This window comes from Hominimerdicola intestinalis, assembly GCF_054655215.1.
The window spans coordinates 87,511-111,669 of the sequence record NZ_BAAHNZ010000008.1 but is presented as its reverse complement, the minus strand read 5'-3'; the positions used below and the strand labels follow the sequence as shown (position 1 = coordinate 111,669).

The 24,159-nt window shown below is 44.3% G+C and carries 13 protein-coding genes; 10 read left to right on the top strand and 3 right to left on the bottom strand.

The genetic code is table 11. From position 1 onward, the window contains the following. Positions 1-95 precede the first annotated feature (95 nt). Both ACYQ0H_RS08515 and ACYQ0H_RS08510 read left to right on the top strand, forming a co-directional pair. Positions 96-842 (top strand): DUF5131 family protein, encoded by a 747-nt coding sequence (locus tag ACYQ0H_RS08515; protein WP_459812424.1) that lies wholly within the window; start codon positions 96-98, stop codon positions 840-842. Positions 843-1,150: 308 nt separating this feature from the next. After that, positions 1,151-3,568 carry a glycogen/starch/alpha-glucan phosphorylase gene (locus ACYQ0H_RS08510; protein WP_459812423.1) on the top strand — a complete coding sequence of 806 codons (2,418 nt, stop codon included), beginning with the start codon at positions 1,151-1,153 and terminating at the stop codon, positions 3,566-3,568. A 56-nt stretch (positions 3,569-3,624) separates the two neighbouring features. Here the strand turns inward: ACYQ0H_RS08510 and ACYQ0H_RS08505 are convergent, their stop codons facing one another. The 3 genes from ACYQ0H_RS08505 to ACYQ0H_RS08495 form a co-directional block, all read right to left on the bottom strand. Next, positions 3,625-6,570 (bottom strand): GGDEF domain-containing protein, encoded by a 2,946-nt coding sequence (locus ACYQ0H_RS08505; protein ID WP_459812422.1) that lies wholly within the window; start codon positions 6,568-6,570, stop codon positions 3,625-3,627. Positions 6,571-6,712: 142 nt separating this feature from the next. Further along, positions 6,713-8,185, bottom strand: a complete 1,473-nt coding sequence (locus tag ACYQ0H_RS08500; protein ID WP_459812421.1) for a glycoside hydrolase family 5 protein — start codon at positions 8,183-8,185, stop codon at positions 6,713-6,715. A gap of 237 nt (positions 8,186-8,422) precedes the next feature. Beyond that, positions 8,423-10,141, bottom strand: a complete 1,719-nt coding sequence (locus ACYQ0H_RS08495) for a phospho-sugar mutase (RefSeq protein ID WP_459812420.1) — start codon at positions 10,139-10,141, stop codon at positions 8,423-8,425. Between the two features lie 260 nt (positions 10,142-10,401). Between ACYQ0H_RS08495 and ACYQ0H_RS08490 the strand changes: the two genes are divergently transcribed. The 8 genes from ACYQ0H_RS08490 (at position 10,402) to rpoC (ending at position 23,936) form a co-directional block, all read left to right on the top strand. Next, positions 10,402-11,337, top strand: coding sequence for an alpha/beta fold hydrolase (locus ACYQ0H_RS08490; protein WP_459812419.1), 936 nt, complete (start codon positions 10,402-10,404; stop codon positions 11,335-11,337). 38 nt (positions 11,338-11,375) lie between these two features. Next, complete coding sequence (locus ACYQ0H_RS08485; RefSeq protein ID WP_459812418.1) at positions 11,376-12,899, top strand: YifB family Mg chelatase-like AAA ATPase; 1,524 nt, start codon at positions 11,376-11,378, stop codon at positions 12,897-12,899. Between the two features lie 154 nt (positions 12,900-13,053). Beyond that, positions 13,054-14,100, top strand: a complete 1,047-nt coding sequence (locus ACYQ0H_RS08480) for a papain-like cysteine protease family protein (protein WP_459812417.1) — start codon at positions 13,054-13,056, stop codon at positions 14,098-14,100. A 140-nt stretch (positions 14,101-14,240) separates the two neighbouring features. Next, positions 14,241-14,759 (top strand): hypothetical protein, encoded by a 519-nt coding sequence (locus tag ACYQ0H_RS08475; protein WP_459812416.1) that lies wholly within the window; start codon positions 14,241-14,243, stop codon positions 14,757-14,759. A gap of 75 nt (positions 14,760-14,834) precedes the next feature. Beyond that, entirely contained in the window at positions 14,835-14,996 is a 162-nt protein-coding gene (locus ACYQ0H_RS08470; protein WP_459812415.1) for a hypothetical protein, read from the top strand. Positions 14,997-15,503: 507 nt separating this feature from the next. After that, positions 15,504-16,040: a hypothetical protein gene (locus tag ACYQ0H_RS08465; protein ID WP_459812414.1), complete on the top strand. Its 537-nt coding sequence runs from the start codon at positions 15,504-15,506 to the stop codon at positions 16,038-16,040. A gap of 312 nt (positions 16,041-16,352) precedes the next feature. Beyond that, on the top strand, positions 16,353-20,207 hold the full coding sequence (gene rpoB, locus ACYQ0H_RS08460; protein ID WP_459812413.1) for a DNA-directed RNA polymerase subunit beta: 3,855 nt from the start codon (positions 16,353-16,355) through the stop codon (positions 20,205-20,207). A gap of 159 nt (positions 20,208-20,366) precedes the next feature. Beyond that, entirely contained in the window at positions 20,367-23,936 is a 3,570-nt protein-coding gene (gene rpoC, locus ACYQ0H_RS08455; RefSeq protein ID WP_459812412.1) for a DNA-directed RNA polymerase subunit beta', read from the top strand. Positions 23,937-24,159 lie beyond the last annotated feature (223 nt).

The following is a 24,159-nucleotide window of genomic DNA, read 5'->3' as shown; positions in this document are numbered from 1 at the left end:
ATGTTATAATAAATACAAGGAATAAACCCGAAGGGAATAGCTATCGCAGATTTTGTGAAAGGAGAGGCGTTTTCCGGAGAAAACCGCAGCTTTTTATGAACGTAACCTGGAATCCGTGGCACGGCTGTCATAAAATAAGCCCCGGCTGTAAGAACTGCTATGTATACCGTCAGGACGCCCGCTATGAGAGGGACAGCTCGAGGGTCACTAAAAACAAAACCTTTTATCTTCCGATAGAAAAGAACAAAAACGGAGAGTATAAACTGAAGCGCGAGGGGGACGGAATAGTTTATCTCTGCTTTTCAAGTGACTTTTTCCTTGAAGACGCCGACAGCTGGAGGAATGAATGTTGGAAAATGATAAAACAGCGCTCCGAGCTTGAATTTCTTTTTATAACAAAAAGGATACACCGATTTTACGATTGTATCCCCCATGATTGGGGAGCGGGCTACGATAACGTTCATATCTGCTGTACCTGTGAGGATCAGGATAGGGCGGATTACAGACTGCCGATCTTTCTTGATGCGCCTATAAAGAAAAAATCAATAGTCTGTGAACCGCTGCTTGAGGAGATCGACCTGTCTATGTATCTGAGTTCAGGAATAATTGAAGTGATAGCAGGAGGGGAGTCGGGATACTATGCCCGCCCCTGCCGATACGACTGGATACTTTCACTTCGGCAGCAGTGTCTCAGCGCCGGTATATCATTTTATTTCAAGCAGACGGGAGCTAAATTCATTAAGGATAACAGGCTTTATAATATTCCAAGAAGGCTTCAGCACAGTCAGGCGGCAAAGGCAGGGATAAATATATCTCCGCATATTCCGAAAACGTTTGAGTAAATTGCCTAAGCATTTATGATCTGTGTTGTGATAATAGTTAAAAATGCTTCGTCTGAACATTTAAGCAATGTGTAAATTCCCGAATTAGGCATACTATACAATTTTTCCACTTGACATTTGTTCAAAAACACCATATAATAATATATATAAATAAAAAATCAGAGCAGCGAAAACGATTAGGTATAATGTTTTTATGTATTAACAGCAGGTTGATGAAACCTGGCGGTAAATAAGATATAATTAATTACAATAAACTGTCTTTGTTTGGATCTAATACAAAGGCATATTTTTTCAGGAGGTAAAATAATATGGCAAAATCAAATACTCCGGGCGGAGGAACTATATCAAAGGCTGAGCTTAAAAAACAGTTTGTTGATATTCTGCATAACGATTTTCAGACGACTCCGGACGACGCTTCGGATCAGCAGGTTTACGAAGCGCTGACAAAAATAGTTGTCGGTATTCTTAAAGCAAAGCGCCGTCATTTTACGGTAAAGACTCATTCTGCCGGAAATAAAAAGGTTTATTATCTGTCAATGGAATTTCTTATGGGCCGTTCGCTGAAAACAAGCCTTTATAACCTTGAAATGATAAACGAAACCATCGAAATGCTGAAGGATTTCGGTATCTCTATAAACGGAATTTATGAGTGCGAGCCTGACGCAGGTCTGGGCAACGGCGGACTTGGACGTCTTGCCGCCTGTTATCTTGACGCCCTTGCCGCCGACGGGTATCATGCTACGGGATATTCTATCTGCTATGAATACGGTATTTTCAAGCAGAAGCTTGATGAGGGCTGGCAGACGGAGCTTCCCGACAACTGGCTTCCGGGCGGTTCGGCATGGCTGGTTCCTGTTCCGAGCAAGGCTGTTGAGGTTCGCTTTGACGGAGATCTGAAAGAGTATTGGGATAATCAGTATCACTGCGTGACTCATGAAAATTATACCTCGGTTATGGCGGTTCCTTACGATCTCTTCGTATCAGGCTACGGAAGCGAAGCCGTTTCAAAGCTGAGGCTCTGGAAGGCTGAGGTCCCGTCATTTGATATGACAATGTTTAATAAGGGCGATTATTCTAAGGCTCTGGGTCTTAATATTATGTCGCAGGCTATAACAAAGGTGCTTTATCCTAACGACAATCACGCCGAGGGAAAATCTCTTCGCTTAAGACAGCAGTATTTCCTGTGTGCCGCTTCGATAGGCGATATAGTCAATCAGCATATGGGCGTTTACGGTACGCTTGACAATCTTCACGAAAAGGTTGCTATTCATATAAACGATACTCATCCGACGCTTGCTATCCCCGAGCTTATGAGAGTTCTGCTTGACGACTGCGGATATTCGTGGGACAAGGCTTGGTATATAGTTCAGCATACCTTTGCTTATACGAATCATACGGTAATGCCGGAGGCGCTGGAGAAATGGGACTGCAATCTGCTTAAGAGCGTAACTCCCAGAATATTTGCAATTATTATTGAAATTAACGAAAGATACTGCCGTCAGCTTTGGGAGAAATACGGTGACGAGGCAAAGGTTTCAAGAATGTCTATCGTTGAGAACAATAAGGTAAAAATGGCAACCCTCTGTGTTCACGCCTGTCATCATGTAAACGGAGTTGCTAAAATACATTCTGAGATAATCAAGCGTGAAACCTTTAAGGACGAATATGAGTATACTCCTGAAAAATTCACAAACGTTACCAACGGAATTGCCTACAGAAGATGGCTTTATCAGTCTAACGAGGGACTTACGGAGCTTCTCAGAGAGAAGATCGGCAGCGGATTTTTAAAGGACGCTTCCGACCTTGCAAAGCTCAACAGCTTTAAGGATGATAAAGAGGTTCTTGAGCGCCTTGCAAAGATCAAGCTTGATAATAAGAACAGGTTCGCAAAGTATGTCAAAAATGAATACGGAGTTGCGCTTAATACAGAATCTATTTTCGACGTTCAGGTCAAGCGTCTGCACGAGTATAAACGCCAGCAGCTTAATGCGCTTAATATAATTGCGGAATATAATTATCTGAAAGAAAATCCCGACGCCGATTTTACGCCTAAAACTTATATTTTTGCAGCTAAGGCGGCTCCCGGATATTATATGGCGAAGCAGATAATCAAGCTTATCTGGAATATTTCTCAGGAGCTCAGAAAGGATAAGAAGCTGAACGAGAAGCTCAGCGTGATCTTCCTTGAGGATTACTGTGTAACGCTGTCCGAGATCCTTATGCCTGCGGCAGATATTTCCGAGCAGATATCTCTTGCGGGAACGGAGGCTTCCGGTACAGGCAATATGAAGCTTATGATAAACGGCGCAGTTACCTTGGGAACTATGGACGGAGCCAATGTTGAGATCCATGAGCAGGTAGGCGATGAGAATATAATTATATTCGGTATGAACGTAGACGAGGTAAATGCGAGGAAGTCAAATTACAAGCCTATTGATATATATAATTCAAACGGCGTAGTAAAGTCGGCTGTCGACAGGCTTCAGAGCGGTATCAACGGCGAGCAGTTCGGCGAGATCGCAGGTTCTCTCAAAAATGCCGATACCTATATGGCGCTTGCTGATTTTGATTCCTATCAGAAGGCTCAGAAATACGCTTCAGAATGTTATAACGACAAAATGAAGTGGCAGAGAATGTCGCTTGCCAATATCGCAAACGCAGGAATTTTCTCGGCTGACCGTTCGGTTGAGGATTACGCCCGCGATATATGGGGACTAAAAAAGTAATAAATGCAGAATAAAGGCTGCGTCCGTTATATAGGACGCAGCCTTAGCTGTACAATTTATTTTACGCCGTATACTGCGGCTCTGCCTTTACGGTTTCTCTTGGCCTTGTAAAGCGCTTTATCAGCTTCACGGTAAACATTGCCGAAGAGATCGTGAGGAGGCTTTGAAAATGCGATCCCGACGCTTATTGAAACCAAACCGTTTTCATTTCCGTCTATATGCTTAATGTCGTCAATTACGGAGTTGGCCCATTCAAGGGCATATTGCTCAGACGGTACAGCGGCAAGGTATACCAGAAATTCATCGCCCCCGAAACGTACTATAGAGTCTTTGCCAGAGCAGCGGCTTTTGATTATTCCGCTTATCGTTTTAAGGCATTTATCCCCCTCATAATGGCCGTAGGTATCGTTGACGATCTTAAAGTTATCTACGTCTATCATGCATACGGCGTGATCTGCGTCGGAATATTTCTCCGAACGCAGTAAGCTTTCTATTTTCGGTATTGCGCTTCTGTTCATAGTATGAGTAAGATAGTCGTGCTTTGCAAGCTCGCTTACTTTTTTAAATTCAACGTTAGCCGTAACGTCTTTGGCGAGGACTATTATCTTCTGCGGTACGCTGTTCCGAATAAAAACCGCACTGCTTTCCATCCATGTGGTCTCAGGCGCATTTTTCAGACGGTATTTTACCGAAACGGTATCACTCGTTTCAGGATCGTCTATAAACTTTTGCAGGTTATCCGGACTGAACACTGCGGAAACCGACGGTATATCGCCGGGTTCAATTTCGTCGTTGATCATATGCATATAAGCGGGAGCGTATTCACCGCAGCTTTCAACGTCGAAATAATTCTTTTTGCTTAAAGTAAGCTGTCTGTAAGTAAACGACGGAATGGTTATCTCAGTTATAACGTCGATAGTCTGTCCTAATATATTTGCTATTGAGGAAAGCAACAGATCGGTATTTTCAGTATATGAATCGGCTATAAAAGCAAGCATATTATCTCCGCCGTTTCTTTTCAGTGAAAAGATATACAGTACAACGTTTTTGTACGGTTCGCCGTTATGTGCAAGGGTAACGGAGATATTTACAATATTCAGCCTGCCTTCCATCACCGCTTTACCTGCGTCCAGAACCGCTGACTTGGATTCTTCGGTTATAAAATCAAGGAAATCACAGCTTGTCGTTTCGGGTTTGTTTAAGTCTATACCGGTAAGGCTTGTAAACGCAGGATTGCAGAAGCGCATAGCGATCGTACTGCCGTCTAGCTCTGCAGCGGCTGCGGCAAATCGGTTTTCGTGAAAAAGATCCTTACGGATAACGCTGAACGAAGGGTCATGCTTCCGAATACCGTTAGTATCTACCGAAATGCTCCCCTCGTCAATTTTCAAAGCCAGCTCCTCTGCGGGCATAGGCTTGAAGTAATAAAAGCCCTGAACGTAACGGCAGCAGATATTAATCAGGAAATTGCTCTGCTCTTTTGTTTCCACTCCCTCGACGATCACCGCCAGATCAAGCTTTCCGGTCATCTGTAAAATTGATTCGACAATAATTTTGGATCTGCTTCCGGACGCTTCGGTATCCCAGTTTTTAAGGAAGTTTATATCCAGCTTTATAATGTCGATGTCATAGCTCCTCAGAGAATTCAGCGAAGAATATCCGCTTCCGAAATCGTCCATTATTATAGTAAAGCCGCTGCTTTTCAGGTCCTGAAATGTGCTTCTGAAGTTTTTTATTCCGTCAACATAGGTGCTTTCGGTTATTTCAAGCTGAATAAGTCTTTTGGGAATTCTGTATTTATCGGTTATCTCACAAACTTTTCTGCAAAGATCATCATAGTAGAAGCTTATGCCGGAAAAGTTTACCGAAAACGGGGGCGGAGCGATCCCTTTATCCATTATCGAACGCATAAACCGGCAGGTCTCCTCAAAAACGTAAAGATCTATACGGCGTATATAACCGGTACGTTCCATAGTCGGAATAAAGTCGGCTGGATAAAGCAGTCCTCTTTTGGGATGTTTCCATCTGATAAGAATCTCTGCTCCTACCGTTTTTCCGCTTATCATATCAGTCTGCGGCTGTGCATAAAGAATAAATTCCCTGTTTTCAATTGCTCTTTCGATCTCGCTGGAATATATCTGCTCCTCAAGGATACGGCTGTAGATATTTTTGCCGTAAAAGGCTATGCTGGACGATGAATCCTCTTTAACCGTATTCGCCGCAAGCTTTGCTCTGTCTATTATCTTCATAGCAGGCATAGCGGGATTATCGGCAGCGCACATACCTATATTGAAATTTATCTTGTCGGGGAATTTATATTCTTCTGTCCAGCTTTCCAGAAGATGCGGAAGGCTGAATAGAAATTCGCTTTCCGAAGAATTTATAAAAATAAGTATATCGGCGTTGTAGCGGCCGGTAACCGCCTGCTTTGAGCCGATCAGATTAATGATCCGCTGTTCAAGGTAACAGAGAAGGTCGTCTACCTTTTCATAGCCGTATATTTCATTAAGTACCTTTATTCGTTCTATATCAATACATAGTATTTCAAAGGTTTCGTTTTTGCATGAGCTTATCCAGTATTCCATGCGGGAAATAAACTTTTCCATTTTGTACATTTTATAGGAATAGTTTAGTCTTGCCTGATAAGTGCTGCTGTATCTTTTGAGAGCGTGGCGTATTCTGAGAAGGAATAACTTGTCTGGAATAGGTTCGGCTATCGGTTCTGAAATTCCATAGAACAACAGTTTCCCGATAGGATCGTCATGATCGTACACATCGCTTTCGCTTACTATTGCAATTACCGGAAGCTCCAGTTCGGTTTTTATCCGGTTGTCAAGTCTGTACTGGATCGCTCGGAATGAGTAAAGTATAAACCTGGCGCTGCTGAGGTCTTTTGTAAGCGCTGAATCGGCAGGCATACGGATAATACCGAATTCCTCCTTGAGTAATTCAGCATATCTGTCTATTTCGTTTCCGAGGGATATAATTATTACGTTCTGCATATACGCTTCACGTCCTTTAAAAGCTGTTACCTTACATTATATCACATTTATTCTTATGCTTCAACTGTTTTTACCGTTTTTTTGTATCAAAGGGATAAAAAAAGCGTCTGAATCAAATCAGACGCTTTAAGAGCTTATTAAATTATTTCTTTTTGGATTTAGCGACAGTCAGACCTGCGCCTGCAATAAGTATCAGTGCGGCGGCCATTGCAGCTGCGTTTGAATTTCCTGTAGCAGGAGTTTTATCGGCATTGCCCGATGGCTTGCTGCTGGAAGAAGCCTTGCTGCTTGTAGCTGCGCTTGCTGTCTCAGAGCTTGAAGCAGCCGAAGATGTGTCTGCGGAATCAACCGAGGAGATCTCGCTTGAAGTTTCTGAAGAGGAATCAGTTTCAGACTCACTGCTGTTATCGTCAGACGGAGGGTTGAACTTTGTCTGAGCAGCTTCTGCTATAGCAGCGGCAAGCTCAGGCTGAGTTACTTCGCAGTTCGCTCTGTTGATAAGACCGAAGCCGTTTTTACCGTTCCAGCCGTTGTCCCAGTATACGGGTATACAGCCCAGCTCTCTGGCTGTCGATACTACGAATGAGAGCCAGCGTTCTCTGGATTCAGCGTTAAGCGGGTCAGTCTCTGATTTGTCGATACAGCCGAGCTCTCCGATAACAACAGGATAGCCCTTGCTTACAAAAGCGTCATAAAGCTTTGTGAAATCGGAAACAACAGTGCTTTCTACTCCGCCGCGGTGTGTAAAATCAGCGTCCTTGCCCCACTGTGTTTTTACAAGGTTGCCTTCGTTAAGACAGAAATCATACGGATCGTAATAGTGAACCGAAACCATTATCCTGTTTCCGTCAGCTGTACAGCCTTCGTCAGACGGGATCTTAAAGCCGTAATCGCCTGCTGTATAGTTGATATTTGTATTCCAGCCGGGAATAAGAAGCCATCTCTTGGCGTTGTTGGAGCCGGTAGCACGAACCGCGTCTACAAATGTCTTGTTATAGGCGTTGATCTTTTCATACTGCTCAGCTGAAGGGTCGTTGTCGTATCCGCCGTCAAATACTTCGTTCATTGACTCGAATATAAGATGCTCGTCATAGTCCTTGAACTTGTCTGCGATCTGAGTCCATACCTTGCTGAACTTATCGTTGATACCCTCCTGGTCAGCCTCGTCTACAAGCAGCCAGCCGCCGTCAACGGTATAGTAGCCGTCGCCGTGGATATTGATAATAGCGTACATATCGTTTTCAACAACGTAGTCAACTACCTCCTGAACTCTGCCGAGCCAGGCTTCGTCGATAGTATAATCTGGGCCTTCTCCGATCTTGGAAAGATAGGATACGGGTATTCTTACTGAATTAAAGCCCTGAGCCTTTACTGTATCAATAAGCTCCTTTGTGATCTTTGTACTCTGCCATGCAGTTTCGCTTGGTGTTCCGTTGCTTGAAGCTTCAAGCTGGTTTCCTACGTTCCAGCCTGCGCCCATAGCGTCGGTGATCTCTGCGGCGGACAGATCTGTAAAGCTTCCGTCCGGCTCAGCTGAAGCTGAAAGCGACAGGCCAGAAACCGCAGTAGCGGCGGCAAGAGCAGACGTCAGAATTCTTTTAACAAAATTGTTCATTTGCCTAATCTCCTTATATTTTAGTTTATTATCCTTATATATTAAGGTTAAAATAATTATACAACATTTTTTTGAAAATTGCAATATATTTTTTTGTAACCGATTTATTTTAGTTGATTTACACAAATTATGTTTTTAATTTTATGCAGAGCGTATAATAGAACTTTACAACGCAATTTAATATATTTATATTAATTAAAAAAGCGGCGCATATTTCAGCGCCGCCGGTCAGCTTATTCAGAAGCCGAGTATTTTTTTGAAGTCCTCCGAAATAGTTTCCTCTAGCTTTTCGGCACAGCTGCGGTTTTCTCCGATAGTCGTATAATAAGCTTTTATCTTAGGCTCTGTACCCGAAGGTCTGATTATTACGCTTGCACCCTGCTCCAGCTTGAATGCAAGAACGTCGGACTTAGGCAGGGTAAGAACGGTTTTTGCACCCGTTTCAAGATTTGTTTCCTCAGAAGCGAGATAATCTGCAAAATCAACGACCTTCAATCCGCCGATAGACTTAGGCGTATCTGTTCTCAGTCCGGTCATTATTTCCTTCATTCTTTCCATTCCGCTTGCGCCCTCGCAGGTAAATGACTTCTGGGTATGAACGTAGTTTCCGTATTTTTTGTACATTTCCTCTCTTGCCTGAAGCAGGGAAACGCCTTTTGTTCTGTAGAAGGCCGCCATTTCGCAGATAAGCATAGAAGCTACTACTGCGTCTTTGTCCCTTACATATGAACCGGCAAGATAGCCGTAGCTTTCCTCAAAGCCGAAAATATATCTGTTCTCCTCGCCCTTGTCCTCAAGAAAGCCGATCTGTTCGCCGATAAACTTGAATCCGGTAAGTACCTCTCTCAGTTCTACACCGTATTTTGCGGCGATCTTTCTGCATATATCGGTAGTTACGATAGTTTTTACCGCAACAGGTCTTTTGGGCATTGTTCCCAGCTTTGTTCTTTCCTCGCAGATATATTCAAGCAGCATTGCGCCGACCTCGTTTCCGCTGAACAGAACGTAATTTCCGTCAGGATCTGGTACGGCTATTCCTACTCTGTCACAGTCGGGGTCAGTAGCCAGCAGAAGATCAGGCTTAACAGTTCTGCATAGCTCAAGTCCTTTTGCAAGAGCTTCCTTTATTTCAGGATTGGGGAAAGGACAGGTCGGGAAGTTTCCGTCCGGATTCTCCTGTTCCGGAACTACGGTAACTTCCTTGATCCCTATACTTTTGAGTATAGCTCTTACCGGCTTGTTTCCGGTTCCGTTAAGAGGAGTGTAAACGACTTTTAGCCCGCTGTCAGCTACCAGGTCGGTATGGATACCCTGTTCGCGTACCTTTTCAAGATAAGCGTCGAAAACGTCCTGACCTATAAGGCTGATCATTCCAGAAGCCAGACCCTCGTCAAAGCTCATTACCTTAGCTCCGCCGAACATCGGTACTTCGTTTATCTTTCCGATAACGGTATTTGCTACGTCCAGAGTTATCTGACAGCCGTCCTCTCCGTAGACCTTGTAGCCGTTGTATTTTGCGGGGTTATGTGAAGCGGTAACAACGATTCCCGCCTGACATTCAAGGTATCTTACCGCCCATGAAAGCATAGGCGTAGGCATAAGCTCAGGATAAATATATACCTTTATCCCGTTTGCGGCAAGAACAGCAGCCGCCTCCTTGGCAAACTTGTCCGACTTGATACGGCTATCGTAAGCGATAGCTACGCTTCCGTTTTCAAATGCGCCGTTTACATAATCCGCAAGTCCCTGAGTAGCACGTCTTATCGTATAGATATTAAGCCTGTACGAGCCTGCTCCGATAACTCCTCTGAGGCCTCCCGTTCCGAATTCAAGGTCACGGTAAAAACGATCCTTTATGGCTTCTTCGTCATTTGCTATAGAATTAAGCTCTGTTTGCAGATCGGGGTCGTCAACGGCCTTTTCGCACCAAAGCCTGTAAAGCTCCATTTCTGTCATAAAATCACCTCATAATAAATTAAATTTCTGAATTAAAATAAAATAACCATAAATATTATATCACATTTCCGCCGTTAAGCAAGGGGAATAATAAAAAATTTACGTTTTATTATTTTGTGATTCGTTTCAGCTTATAGGTAAGAGGCAAATATTACGGCTTTTGCAGAAAATAACGGCTTGCAAACCTTGTAATTTATAACTCGCCGTGGTATAATAATGAAAAACGACAAAATATATCAGTTGTAGGAGGAAATGAATTTATGGAGTGTACAAATATAAGATCGTCATATAAGAGCAGGGACGGTATTCACAATATCAGCTATCATGTATGGTTTCCGCAGGGAGCTGTCAGGGGAGTGGTGCAGATCTCGCACGGAATGTGCGAATATATAATGCGCTACCGTGACTTTGCGGAGTATCTTGCCGCACATGGCTTTGTTGTCTGCGGAAATGATCATTTAGGTCACGGAGAAAGCGTAAACTCACGGGACGAGCTGGGATACTTCTGTAAAAAAAACGGCTGGGAAACAGCTGTCGGCGATCTGCATACCCTTACGAAAATAATGAAAAAGAATTATCCCTCAGTTCCTTATTTTATGTTCGGACACAGTATGGGCAGCTTTATGGCAAGGGCGTACTGTATCAGATACGGCTTTGAACTTGACGCGGCAGTCTTTTGCGGAACAAGCGGCGGAATTGACGGAATACCGGGAATGCTTGCGTTTATCGGCGCTCTGGAGCGGGTACGGGGAGATAAATACAGAAGTGCGCTGGTGGATAATATTGCGTTCGGCGCTTACAACAGAAAAATAGAGGGGAACAGAACGCCGTATGACTGGATCTCAAGGGATACTGAGATAGTTGACAAATACAGTGCGGACGGGCTTTGTACTTTTATATTTACGCTTAACGGCTTTGAAAATCTTATGAAGGTGCTTTGGTATGTAAGCAATGATAAATGGTATTCATCGTTCAGAAAGGATCTTCCTGTGCTTCTGGCGTCAGGGGGCAGCGATCCTGTCGGAAGCTACGGTGAAGGAGTTAAGAAAGTTTACAGTAATATGCTTGAAAACGGCTGCGACGTAAGACTGAAGCTTTACGGAGGAGCAAGGCACGAGCTTATAAACGAAACAAACCGAAGAGAGGTTTACAGAGATATGCTGGATTTCTTCAGGCAGTTTTCTTCGGACATCTGACCGGCTGCAAAAAATAAAATCAGGGAGTAAGTTATAATATGTTTGCAAAAATAAACAGTCTGGGACTTATGGGACTGAATGCTTTTCCTGTAGACGTTGAGATCGAGGCAAGCAGGGGAATGCAGAGCTTTGATATAGTAGGACTTGCCGACGCCGCAGTAAAGGAGAGCCGTGAAAGAATACGCTCGGCGCTGAGGTGCAGCAGCATTAATTTCCCCGTAATGAGAGTAATGGTAAATCTTGCTCCTGCGGACAGAAAGAAGTCAGGCTCGGTTCACGACCTTGGAATAGCGGTCGCCCTGCTTTCCGTTCTCGGACTCTGTTCAGAGAGCCGGACGGAAAAGGCGGTATTTATAGGAGAGGTTTCGTTAAACGGTGAAATAAGAGGTATTCACGGCGTACTGCCCATGACTATACTTGCGAGAAACTCCGGATTTGAGGAGATCTACGTTCCTTTTGAAAATGCAAGAGAAGCGGCGGTAATAGACGGAATAAAGGTATACGGAGTTGAAAGCGTGGCTCAGCTTGTACTGCATTTTTCCGGCAGGGCGGTAATGCTTCCTGCAAAGCCTGTCCCTGCTTCGGGGCATAAAGACGCAGGACTTGACTTCGCTGACGTAAAGGGTCAGCAGAGCGCAAAAAAAGCGCTTGAGATCGCTGCGGCAGGGGGACATAACGTACTTATGGTAGGACCTCCCGGCTCGGGAAAATCAATGCTTGCAAAGCGTATGCCCTCAATACTTCCCGAAATGACCTTCGAGGAATCTATAGAAACGACGAATATACATTCGGTAGCCGGACTTCTGGACAAGGATAATCCTCTGGTTTCGTCAAGACCCTTCCGATCTCCTCATCATACTGTTTCTGCGGCGGGATTGTCAGGAGGAGGCTCGGTACCCAGACCGGGGGAGATTTCCCTTGCTCACAACGGACTGCTGTTTCTTGACGAGCTTGCTGAATTTTCACGTCCTGCACTGGAAATACTCCGTCAGCCGCTTGAGGACAGACAGGTAACTATTTCGAGGGTTTCGGGAAGCGTTACATATCCCTGTTCGTTTATGCTTATTGCGGCAATGAATCCCTGCCCCTGCGGCTATTACGGTCACCCGTCGAGAAGGTGCATTTGCTCTCAGAAGCAGGTGACAGGTTATCTGTCAAAGGTTTCAGGGCCTCTGCTTGACCGCTTCGATATTCATGCCGAGGTAGCTCCGGTGGAGTTTTCCGAGCTTTCCTCAAAGCAAAAGGAGGAATCCTCTGAAAGTATCCGTATCAGAGTACAGAAAGCAAGAGATATTCAGAACAAACGGTTCCGAAATACCGGTATAACCTGCAATGCCCGTATAACCAGCGATATAATGCAGGAGGTATGTCCTATGACGGAGGAAGCAAGGGAAATGCTGAAAAACGTATTCGATAAGCTGGGACTTTCCGCCAGAGCCTACGACCGCATATTAAAGGTAGCAAGAACCTGCGCAGATATGGAAGACTCGCAGATAATTGAAAAGACGCATATAGCTCAGGCTGTTCAGTACCGAAGTCTTGACAGAAAATACTGGAAGTAGCAGGCGGGCATTTACTGTTTATGCACGGGTCGAATTACACAAAATTTCAAGGGGTTAATTGGGTATTTATACAAATACATGTATAATTTGCTGTAAATGATTGACTTGACTGACTATATACTATATAATAGTATATAGAAAGGATGTGTCCGAAATGTTTAAACGTTTAGTATCATTAACGATAATCGCGGCAATTATATCTACTTTGTGTTCATTTGGCGGCTTTAAATCTTTTGCAGAAGAAAGTGATGGAAACATCGAAAATTATGCTCAAAGCGTTTTAAATGATATATTGCAGTTAAACGGCTATGAAAATGGAGATAGTTATCAGTTAAGTAATGAATTTGAAGTTATGGATCTTGACACGAATACAATTGTCGAAAATGAAAATCAATACTTTGTTATCTCAGATGATGAAGTTATCGGATTATATGCTGTTTATGAGATCAATAATTCTTATGGATCGAATTATTTCAGCTTTACTTCAGAAGAGGTAAATGAGGCGCTGGATTCAGGAACAACAGTGGCGATCGGCTACAAGAATGATATTTTATATATAATATCTGAAGATGACGTTTTATACAGTTCGATTGATGTTTCTGACGATACGCTGTTCTTATCGTTTGACCGGTCAATTTGTAGTTTTGAACCAATATCTGCTGAGTACTTATTTACAATTCAAGCACCCAGAACCAGAGCTTCAGTAGTTTTCAACAAACAGTTATCTGTAAATATAGTTAAAAACAGCACAAGTCCCAAAACAGGAAAATGGTTGTGCTGGGCTGCTTCAGGAGCAATGAAAATCAACTATACAAAAGGGAAAAACTTAACGGCAAGAGATGTTTATTATGCAATGTATAACAAATATTCCGATGAGCCTTTAGGAACTATGACTTGGTATAAAAGGGAGTATCCATATTATGGGATAAGCGCAGCATACAGTGAATCCGGAGTAGGAGCGGGAACCGTATCTACGGCAATAAATAATAATAAACCGGTCCAGATTGATGTAAGAAACAGTACATCTGCACATGCTGTGATAATTAGCGGAATTACGATCTATACTGATCACTCGGTTTATACAATATGTGATCCAAATAAAGACAGTAAGGTATATCAGTACGTTTCTTATGCGGCAATGTCTGACCCATCACAATTTTATTATGGTTCATATACTGATTGGTATAGAACGATTTACTAGGGAATACCGCATAAAACTATAGGTACTTTTAGAAATTGAATTTTCGGTTTGGCAGATTCTCGAAAAAATAACATAGTATTTATTATATGGTGTTGCTATTGATAACTAAATTAAATAAATAATCAGAAGGGCTGATGATTATGAAAACAGTAAAAACAATAATGCTTGCGGCAATGACTTCATTATTGCTTGTATCGTGCAGTAATACCGAAAAAGCGAATACAGAAACTGAATCGACCGACTTAAGATCAAATAATGAAAACACTTCAGGTCAAACTGTAACCGATGATATCAGTTCAGATATATCCGAATCAGAAATGAATGCTGGCGATGAACCAATGACAGCGATATACTATAAAAAGTTATATGCTCATATGGTTATTGGCACCCGATATGAAGGCTCAATTGCTGAACTTGACTATTCATTGCTGGACGGGTACAACTTTGTCGGAACGCTTTCAAGTAAGTTTGAGAATTATAAACAGGACGGTAAATGGGTAATGCCAGATACAGAATTAACGAGTAATTACTTTGAAGAAGGCGATGCTCTCCTGTATAATGAAGAAAAAGATAACTTCTTGGTTTGGTCTCAAAAGAGTAATTACTGGGTTACTATTACGCAGTTTCCTATAGAAGATGATTCATCAGACATTGATTAGAGTTCAGCTGCCGATGTAAATAAGGAATACAGAATATACGATCCTGAAAATGACAGCAATGATACTTCGGAGCGTGTGACGGTAAGCAAGGATAAGACCGATAAGTTTGACTCCTTGTGCAAAGCTGTTCTTGAGGATAGGTCTGATGAGGTGGAATATTCTTTACAGCAGGCTAAAGATGAAGGCTGGGCAGGCGGTATATCATTAAACATTGAAGTTTATGAGAACGGTAAGTAGACTCTCAGCATAGATCTGCGCAGTTACAAAAATTATATTGACAATAATTCATCAGAGCCGGGCAAGGTAACGGTAAGAGAAGCAGATTCAGATACTGCCGTGGACTATACCTGCACCAGCGTGGAAAATTACCGTGCGCTGTGTGAAGCTGTTCAGGAAGTTTCTGCTGAGTGAGGTAATTATTTACTGTAAAGACTTCGCTTGCAGGACGACGGAACGGTTATACAAAAATCTGTTTAATTTTCAGTAAATGATTGACTAACCCGACTATATGCAGTATAGATGCTCCGGAGGTGTTCCTGGAATAGTAGCTTGGGATACTGACAACAACGGTTTATTGGATCATGAGGTATTTACTTATGGTTACAGAAAAATTACGCTTGGGAGTAAATTAATTCGTTCCGATTTTATTGTAAATGATGGCTGGAGTCAGTCCAAAGTATTTATAAATATGGATTATTGCGGGTACTTTCAATATTTGAGTACTTGATTTGATGAGGTGATTATATGAAAAAGGTTTTAATTGTTTTAGCATTAACACTGGCTGTTACAGCGGCAGGCTGCGGGCAGATCGATAAGGACGAATCTTTGAATGCAGAGCCTGCGGAGCAGATTTCCGAGATTCGGGACGAGTTTCCTCAGTATTCCGCCGAGTGCTGTATGGAAAAGTGTTCTCCCGAAGAAAGCCCGAAATATGCAATTAATGATACTGAACAGAAAAATCGGATACTGTCGCTTTATAATAAAGCTGTTAACGAAAGTACGGAAATAGAGTTTGACTCAGACTACGATATCCTGATTGGCGGCGAAAGACTTATACTATCTCTAACGCAGGACGACGGAACGGTTATTTCGGTTCTGCTTCAGGCAGATAAGAACTATGATGAAAATAAGCTGTCTAGAGGGAATATTCTTTGCTGTTCAGAAAATGTAAATGACGGAAATAAGCAGGAGAATGTTAGTTATTCATCATACAGGTGCGACAGCGAAACCTATAACGAGCTTTACAGAGAGCTTGAAAGTATTATGGGTATTGAAGCGTAGCAGGTCAGCTTAATAAAAAAGTTACGATATATCAATAGTTCTGTCATCATAGAACTTTGAGGGTCGAATTCTGCGGTTTTTGTGCAAAACGTAAAATCTGATATATGACGGGTGTAAAGCTCTTGACTTTTGATTCAGTATATTATATAATAGTATACTGTATCATAATGGAGTTTTACACCTTTTTTGTTGATTTTCATCAATGAAAACCGCTGGAAATTCTGAATATTGTGTAAATCTTTGCCGGCGGATATTTTATTTATATCCGGCGTCAAACGGTATACCGGATAAATTTAAGGAGTGATTGAGCCTATGGTGAATGTCAAGGACGTGAAGCTTGGCAAAAATACCCGAAAGAGTTTTGCGAAGATCAATGAGGTCTTGGAAATCCCTAATCTTATCGAGGTGCAGAAAAACTCGTATAAGTGGTTTCTGGAAGAGGGACTTAAAGAGGTATTCAGAGATGTATCGACAATTACCGATTACAACGGTACGCTTGAGCTGAACTTTGTCGATTACCGTTTCGACGATTCGCCCAAATACTCGGTTGCGGAGTGTAAGGAGCGCGACGTTACCTACGCTACCCCGCTGAGAGTTACCGCAAGACTTAACAATACAGAGACCGGCGAGATCAAGGAGTCAGAGGTTTTCATGGGCGATTTCCCTATGATGACAGACAGCGGTACTTTCGTTATAAACGGAGCGGAGCGTGTTATCGTATCTCAGCTTGTTCGTTCGCCCGGCGTTTATTATTCCTTTGATAAGGATAAGACCGGTAAGGATCTGTTTAAATCTACTGTTATCCCTAACCGCGGAGCATGGCTGGAGTATGAAATGGACTCCAATGACGTTGTTTATGTAAGAATAGACAAGAACAGGAAGATACCGCTGACTACGTTTATAAGAGCTCTCGGCTTCGGTACTAACGAGGAGATAGAAGAGGTATTCGGTACCGACGAAAGAATAAACCAGACTATTCTTCAGAAGGATCAGACCGCCAACAGAGAGGAAGCGCTGCTTGAAGTATACAAGAAGCTTCGCCCCGGCGAGCCTCCGACAGTGGACAGCGCCGTTACTCATCTGAACAATCTGTTCTTTGACGCTAAAAGATACGACCTTTCCAGGTTCGGACGCTATAAATACAATAAAAAGCTGGGAGTAGGCTCACGTCTTTCGGGACATACCGTTTCCCGCGACGTTGTAAATCCTCTTACCGGAGAGATCATGGCTGAGGCAGGCGAGTTCATAAATTATGAGCGCGCTATGGAGATCGAGGCCGCAGGAGTTTACGAGGCGTACGTTACCGTTGAGGTAAAGGAGCTTGTGACTTCCCCGTCTACAGGTGAAACTATCGCTAAGATGGAGGAGCGCGAGGTCAAGATCATCGGAAGCGGAATGGTCGATATTACAAAGTACGTTGACTTTGACGTTGCGCAGTTCGGAATAAACGAAAAGGTTTCCTTTAATGTTCTTAAAGAGATACTCGAGGAGTCGGATTCCGAAGAAGAGCTGATGGAAAACGTAAAGGCGAGAGCGGACGAGCTCGTGCCTAAGCATATTACAATAGACGATATTATAGCTACAGTTTCATATTTCCTCAATCTCTGCGAGGGCGTAGGAACAGTGGACGATATTGACCATCTTGGAAACAGGCGTATCCGTTCTGTCGGCGAGCTGCTTCAGAATCAGTTCAGGATAGGCTTTACAAGGATGGAAAGGGTTATCCGTGAGAGAATGAATATCCAGTCGCAGGATATGGAGGTCGTTACCCCCTCGGCTCTCATAAATATCAGACCCATAACCGCAGCTATCAAGGAGTTCTTTGGATCTTCGCCGCTTTCGCAGTTTATGGATCAGAATAACCCCCTTGCCGAGCTTACTCATAAGAGAAGGCTTTCGGCTCTCGGACCGGGAGGACTTTCCCGTGACCGTGCAGGCTTCGAGGTTCGTGACGTTCACTATTCTCATTACGGAAGAATGTGTCCTATCGAAACTCCTGAAGGTCCTAATATCGGACTTATATCCTACCTTGCTTCGTTTGCAAGGATAAACGAATACGGCTTTATAGAAGCTCCGTACCGAAGAGTGGATAAGGAGACCGGGATCGTTACCGACGAGGTAGTATATATGACTGCGGACGTCGAGGATAACTATATGATCGCTCAGGCAAACGAACCTCTTACCGAGGACGGAAGGTTTGCAAGAGCCAAGGTAAACGGTAGATACCGCGACCAGATCCTTGAGATCGAGCGGGATAAAATAGATTTTATGGACGTATCGCCTAAAATGGTAGTGTCCGTTGCTACAGCGTGTATTCCTTTCCTTGAAAACGACGACGCTAACCGTGCGCTGATGGGCTCTAATATGCAGCGTCAGGCTGTTCCTCTGCTCAAGACCGAATCGCCTATCGTAGGAACGGGTATGGAATACAAGGCGTGTGTAGATTCGGGTGTTGCTATCGTTGCGGAAAAGCCGGGCGTTGTTGAAAGCGTTGACGCTGATAAGATAGCTGTAAGAGAGGACGGCGGAGCGCTTCATACCTATCAGCTTACAAAGTTCAAGCGTTCAAATGCCGGAACCTGCACCAACCAGCGTCCTATTGTTGAAAAGGGCGAAAGAGTCGAAGCGCGTCAGGTAATAGGCGACGGTCCTGCTACCTCAAACGGAGAGCTTTCTCTCGGAAAGAATGCCCTTATCGGCTTCATGACCTGGGAGGGCTATAACTACGAGGACGCCGTTCTGCTTAACGAAAACCTTGTAAGACAGGATAAGTATACCTCTATCCATATAGAGGAATATGAGATCGAGTGCCGTGATACAAAGCTTGGACCCGAAGAGATAACAAGGGATATTCCGAACGTCGGAGAGGACGCGCTGAAGGATCTTGACGAGAACGGTATAATCCGTATAGGAGCAGAGGTCCGTTCGGGCGATATTCTCGTAGGAAAGGTTACTCCTAAGGGCGAGACTGAGCTTACCGCAGAGGAAAGACTGCTGAGAGCGATCTTCGGCGAAAAGGCAAGGGAAGTAAGAGATAATTCACTTAAAGTTCCTCACGGCGAGGCAGGAACTATCATAGACGTTAAGGTATTTACAAGGGAGAACTGCGACGAGCTTTCTCCGGGAGTAAATATGCTGGTAAGATGCTATATCGCTCAGAAGAGAAAGATCTCCGTCGGAGATAAAATGGCCGGACGTCACGGTAATAAGGGTGTAGTTTCCCGTATTCTTCCTCAGGAAGATATGCCGTTCCTTGAGGACGGAACTCCGCTTGATATCGTGCTTAACCCTCTGGGCGTTCCTTCCCGTATGAATATAGGTCAGGTGCTTGAAGTACATCTTGGAATGGCTGCAAAGGCTCTTGGCTGGAAGATAATGACTCCTGTATTTGACGGAGCTCACGAAGAGGATATAAGAGAGTGCTTCAGAGAGGCGCAGAAAAAGCACCTTGAGCATAAAGATGATGAGTTTACTCTTCATACGATGGATGAGGTGATAAACCCCGGCGCTCTTGAAATGAGCGAGGACGGAAAGTTTACAGTATACGACGGCAGAACCGGAGAGAAGTTTGATAACCGTGTAACTGTCGGCTATATGTATTATCTAAAGCTTCACCATCTGGTAGACGATAAGATACACGCCCGTTCGGTAGGACCTTATTCGCTGGTAACACAGCAGCCGCTCGGCGGTAAGGCGCAGTTCGGCGGACAGAGATTCGGAGAAATGGAAGTTTGGGCGCTTGAAGCTTACGGTGCGGCCTATACTCTTCAGGAAATTCTTACTGTCAAGTCTGACGATACGGTAGGAAGAGTAAAGACCTATGAGGCTATCGTCAAGGGTCAGAATGTTCCGAGGCCGGGTATCCCTGAGGCGTTCAAGGTTCTTATCAAGGAGCTTCAGTCGCTGGGTCTTGATATTAAGGTGCTTAATATCAACAATGAGGAGATCGACCTTAAACAGTCCTTTGACGATGATGACGATTTTGTTCCTCACGCAGCTGCCGAGGCTGAGGAAAATATGGATTTCAGTCTTGACGACGGCGATCTTGACGAGGGCTTTATGGCTGAGGACGAGGACGGAGTTTCCGAGCTTGACCTTGATACGGAAGACGATTTTGGTGACGATATTGACGATACCGATTTATTTCTGAGTGATGACGAGGAGTAATACCGATATATGACGACTTATCGGGCTTCGACCTAAGAAGTTGTATAAAGGTATAAATAAACAGATTTATATGCATAGCTGCGGGCGCTTCTTGTCCGCAGTAATATGCGTTCAAACGGATATTTGCAACCAAAACTATACAGGAAGAGGGTACTATTTTTGGAATTTAACGTTTTTGAATCAATAAAAATCGGACTGGCATCACCGGAAAAAATCAGGGAATGGTCTTATGGTGTTGTAGAAAGACCTGAAACAATAAATTACCGTACGCAGAAGCCTGAAAAGGACGGTCTGTTCTGCGAAAGGATATTTGGGCCGCAGAAGGACTGGGAATGCCACTGCGGTAAGTATAAGAAGATACGCTTTAAGGGCAAGGTCTGCGAGCGCTGCGGAGTAGAGGTAACAAGAGCAAAGGTAAGACGTGAGAGAATGGGTCATATCGAGCTTGCCGCTCCCGTTTCGCACATCTGGTATTTCAAGGGAACTCCGTCAAGAATAGGACAAATGCTGGAGGTTTCTCAGAAAAGACTTGAAGAGGTTCTCTACTTTACAAAGTATATAGTTATAGATCCCGGCGATACCGGACTTACAAAGTGTCAGCTTCTCAGCGAAAAGGATTATGTTGAGGCCCGCGAGAAGTGGGAGGACGGCTTCAAGGCTGGAATGGGCGCAGAGGCTGTCAAGGAGCTGCTTGAAGAGATAGATCTTGATAAGCTGTCAGCCGAGCTTAAAGCCGAGCTTAAGGATCTGCCCTCCGGACAGAAGAGGATCAAGCTGCTTAAAAGGCTTGAGATAGTAGAAGCCTTCAGACTTTCGGGCAACCGTCCCGAATGGATGATACTTGACGTTGTTCCGGTGATCCCTCCGGATCTTCGTCCTATGGTAATGCTGGATGGCGGAAGATACGCTACAAGCGACCTTAACGACCTTTACAGACGTGTTATCAATAGAAATAACCGTCTTAAAAGAATGTTGGAGCTTGAAGCGCCTGATATTATTATAAGAAACGAAAAGAGAATGCTTCAGGAGGCTGTTGATGCCCTTATCGACAACGGCAGACACGGCAGACCTGTTACAGGCCCTAACAACAGAGCGTTCAAATCCCTTTCGGATATGCTCAAGGGTAAGCAGGGACGTTTCCGTCAGAACCTGCTGGGTAAGCGTGTTGACTATTCGGGACGTTCGGTTATCGTAGTAGGTCCTGAGCTGAAAATGTATCAGTGCGGACTTCCTAAGGAAATGGCTCTCGAACTGTTTAAGCCTTTCGTAATGAAAAGACTGGTTGATACCAACCCTACTATAAATATCAAATCTGCCAGAAAAATGGTAGACCGTGCAAAGCCTGAGGTATGGGACGCACTTGAAAATGTAATACAGGGTCACCCCGTAATGCTCAACCGTGCGCCTACGCTGCACAGACTTGGTATTCAGGCGTTTGAGCCGGTTCTTGTAGAGGGAAGAGCTATAAAGCTTCACCCGCTGGTATGTACTGCGTTCAATGCCGACTTCGACGGCGACCAGATGGCTGTACATCTGCCTATATCCGCTGAGGCTCAGGCTGAAGCAAGATTCCTTATGCTTGCGGCAAACAATCTGCTCAAGCCTTCCGACGGACGTCCTGTTGCAGTTCCTTCTCAGGATATGCTGCTGGGCTCTTATTACCTGACCCTGCAAAAGCCGGGTGAAAAGGGCGAGGGCAAGATATTCCGCGACGTAAACGAAGCGCTTATGGCTTACGATCAGGGCGTTATTTCGCTTCACGCTGCGATAAAGGTCAAGATCACTAGACAGATAGGCGACAGGCAGGTTTCAAAGATCATAGACGCTACAGTCGGACGCCTTATTTTCAACGAGCATATTCCTCAGGATCTGGGATATGTTGACAGAACCAATTCCGACAAGCAGTTCGATCTTGAAATATCGTTCTTAGTAAAGAAAGGACAGATGTCCGATCTTATCGAAAGATGTATTCATCAGCACGGCACTGCGGCTACATCCGAGGTGCTGGATAAAATAAAGGCTCTGGGATATAAATACTCAACAAAGGCGGCTATTACAGTTGCTGTATGCGACGCTGAAATACCTGCCGCTAAAAAGGATATCCTTGCCAAGGCGGACGCTGCCGTTGACATTATCGACAGGCAGTATAAGAGAGGTTATATTTCAAGAGAGGAAAAGTCCAAGAAGTTCATTGAGATATGGAACAACGCTACCGACGAGGTTACAGAGGCGCTTAAAGAGGGTCTTGATCCGTACAACCCGATCAATATGATGGCTGATTCGGGAGCCCGTGGTTCTATCAATCAGATACGTCAGCTTGCGGGTATGAGAGGACTTATCGCCAATACCTCTGGTTCTACTATCGAAATGCCTATCAGAGCCAATTACCGTGAGGGTCTTAATATTCTGGAATACTTCATTTCCTCCAGAGGCGCGAGAAAGGGTCTTGCCGATACCGCTCTGCGTACAGCTGACTCCGGTTACCTTACAAGACGTCTTGTCGACGTTTCACAGGACGTTATTATTCATGAGGAGGACTGCGGAACTCATCACGGTATCGACGTATTTGAGATACGCAACGGAAGAGAAAAGATAGAGCCGCTTTCAGAGCGTCTTGTAGGACGTTATCTTGTTGAGGATCTTAAAGATCCTAAGACAGGTGAGATGATAGTTTCACGTTCAAAGCTTATGAACGAGCATGACGCCGAAAAGGTATGTGCCGCTCTTGAAGCCGAGGGCAAGGACAGGATAGCTATCCGTTCGGTGCTTCAGTGTAAGGCTAAGCACGGCGTATGCGCAAAGTGCTACGGAGCTAACCTTGCAAACGGCAAGGAGGTTCAGGTCGGAGAGGCTGTAGGCGTAATTTCCGCTCAGTCTATCGGCGAGCCGGGTACACAGCTTACAATGAGAACCTTCCATACAGGAGGTATCGCGTCGGCTGAGGATATTACACAGGGTCTGCCCCGTGTTGAGGAGCTGTTTGAAAGCAGACGTCCTAAGGGTGCGGCTATAATCACAAGGTTAAGCGGTACGGTAAGGATCGAAGAGGTCAAGAAGACAAAGCAGATCACAGTTACAAGCGAGGATCTCAACGACCCCGATCAGGAAAGCTATTCGATCCCTTACGGCTATAAGATAAAGGTTCATGACGGAGATCTTGTAAAGGCCGGCGACGCTCTTACCGAGGGTTCGCTCAATCCTGCCGATATTCTTGCGGTCAACGGAGTTCAGGCTGTTCAGAACTATATTATTACAGAAGTACAGAAGGTTTACCGTCTTCAGGGTGTTGACATCAACGATAAGCATATTGAGGTCATTGTACGCCAGATGATGAAGAAGGTCAAGGTAGAGGATTCAGGTTCTAGCTTCCTGCTGCCGGGATCTTTGGTTGACAAGAACGAGATCGCCGCTATCAACGAGGAGATCCAGAAGGAGATCGACGCCGGAGATATCAACGCAAGGCTCGTTACTACCGTTCCTGTGCTTCAGGGTATTACAAAGGCTTCAAGCTATTCGGATTCGTTCCTGTCGGCAGCTTCGTTCCAGGAAACTACAAAGGCTCTTACGGATGCGGCTATTAAGGGCAAGACCGATAAGCTTATGGGTCTTAAAGAGAACGTTATTATCGGTAAGCTGATCCCTGCCGGAACAGGTATGGACGTTTACAATAACGTTCAGGTCGTTAAAAACGAGAGCGCTCATGCTCAGTCCGAGCCGGTTCATTTCTGATGCCGGGTTAAAATAACCGATATGAAAAATTCAGTCTGTATATTAATGCGGGCTGAATTTTTATATTTCTCTGCCTGTTTCGGAGAAAAGCTTTCAATCAGCCTCCTGCTTCTGACAAAAGCCGTGTATTCACCGGCGAAAAGCATTGACATAGGTTTTCAATAATAGTATAATAAACTTTACGGAGGATATCTTCCGACGTATCTGAATCGAAAGGCTTTGG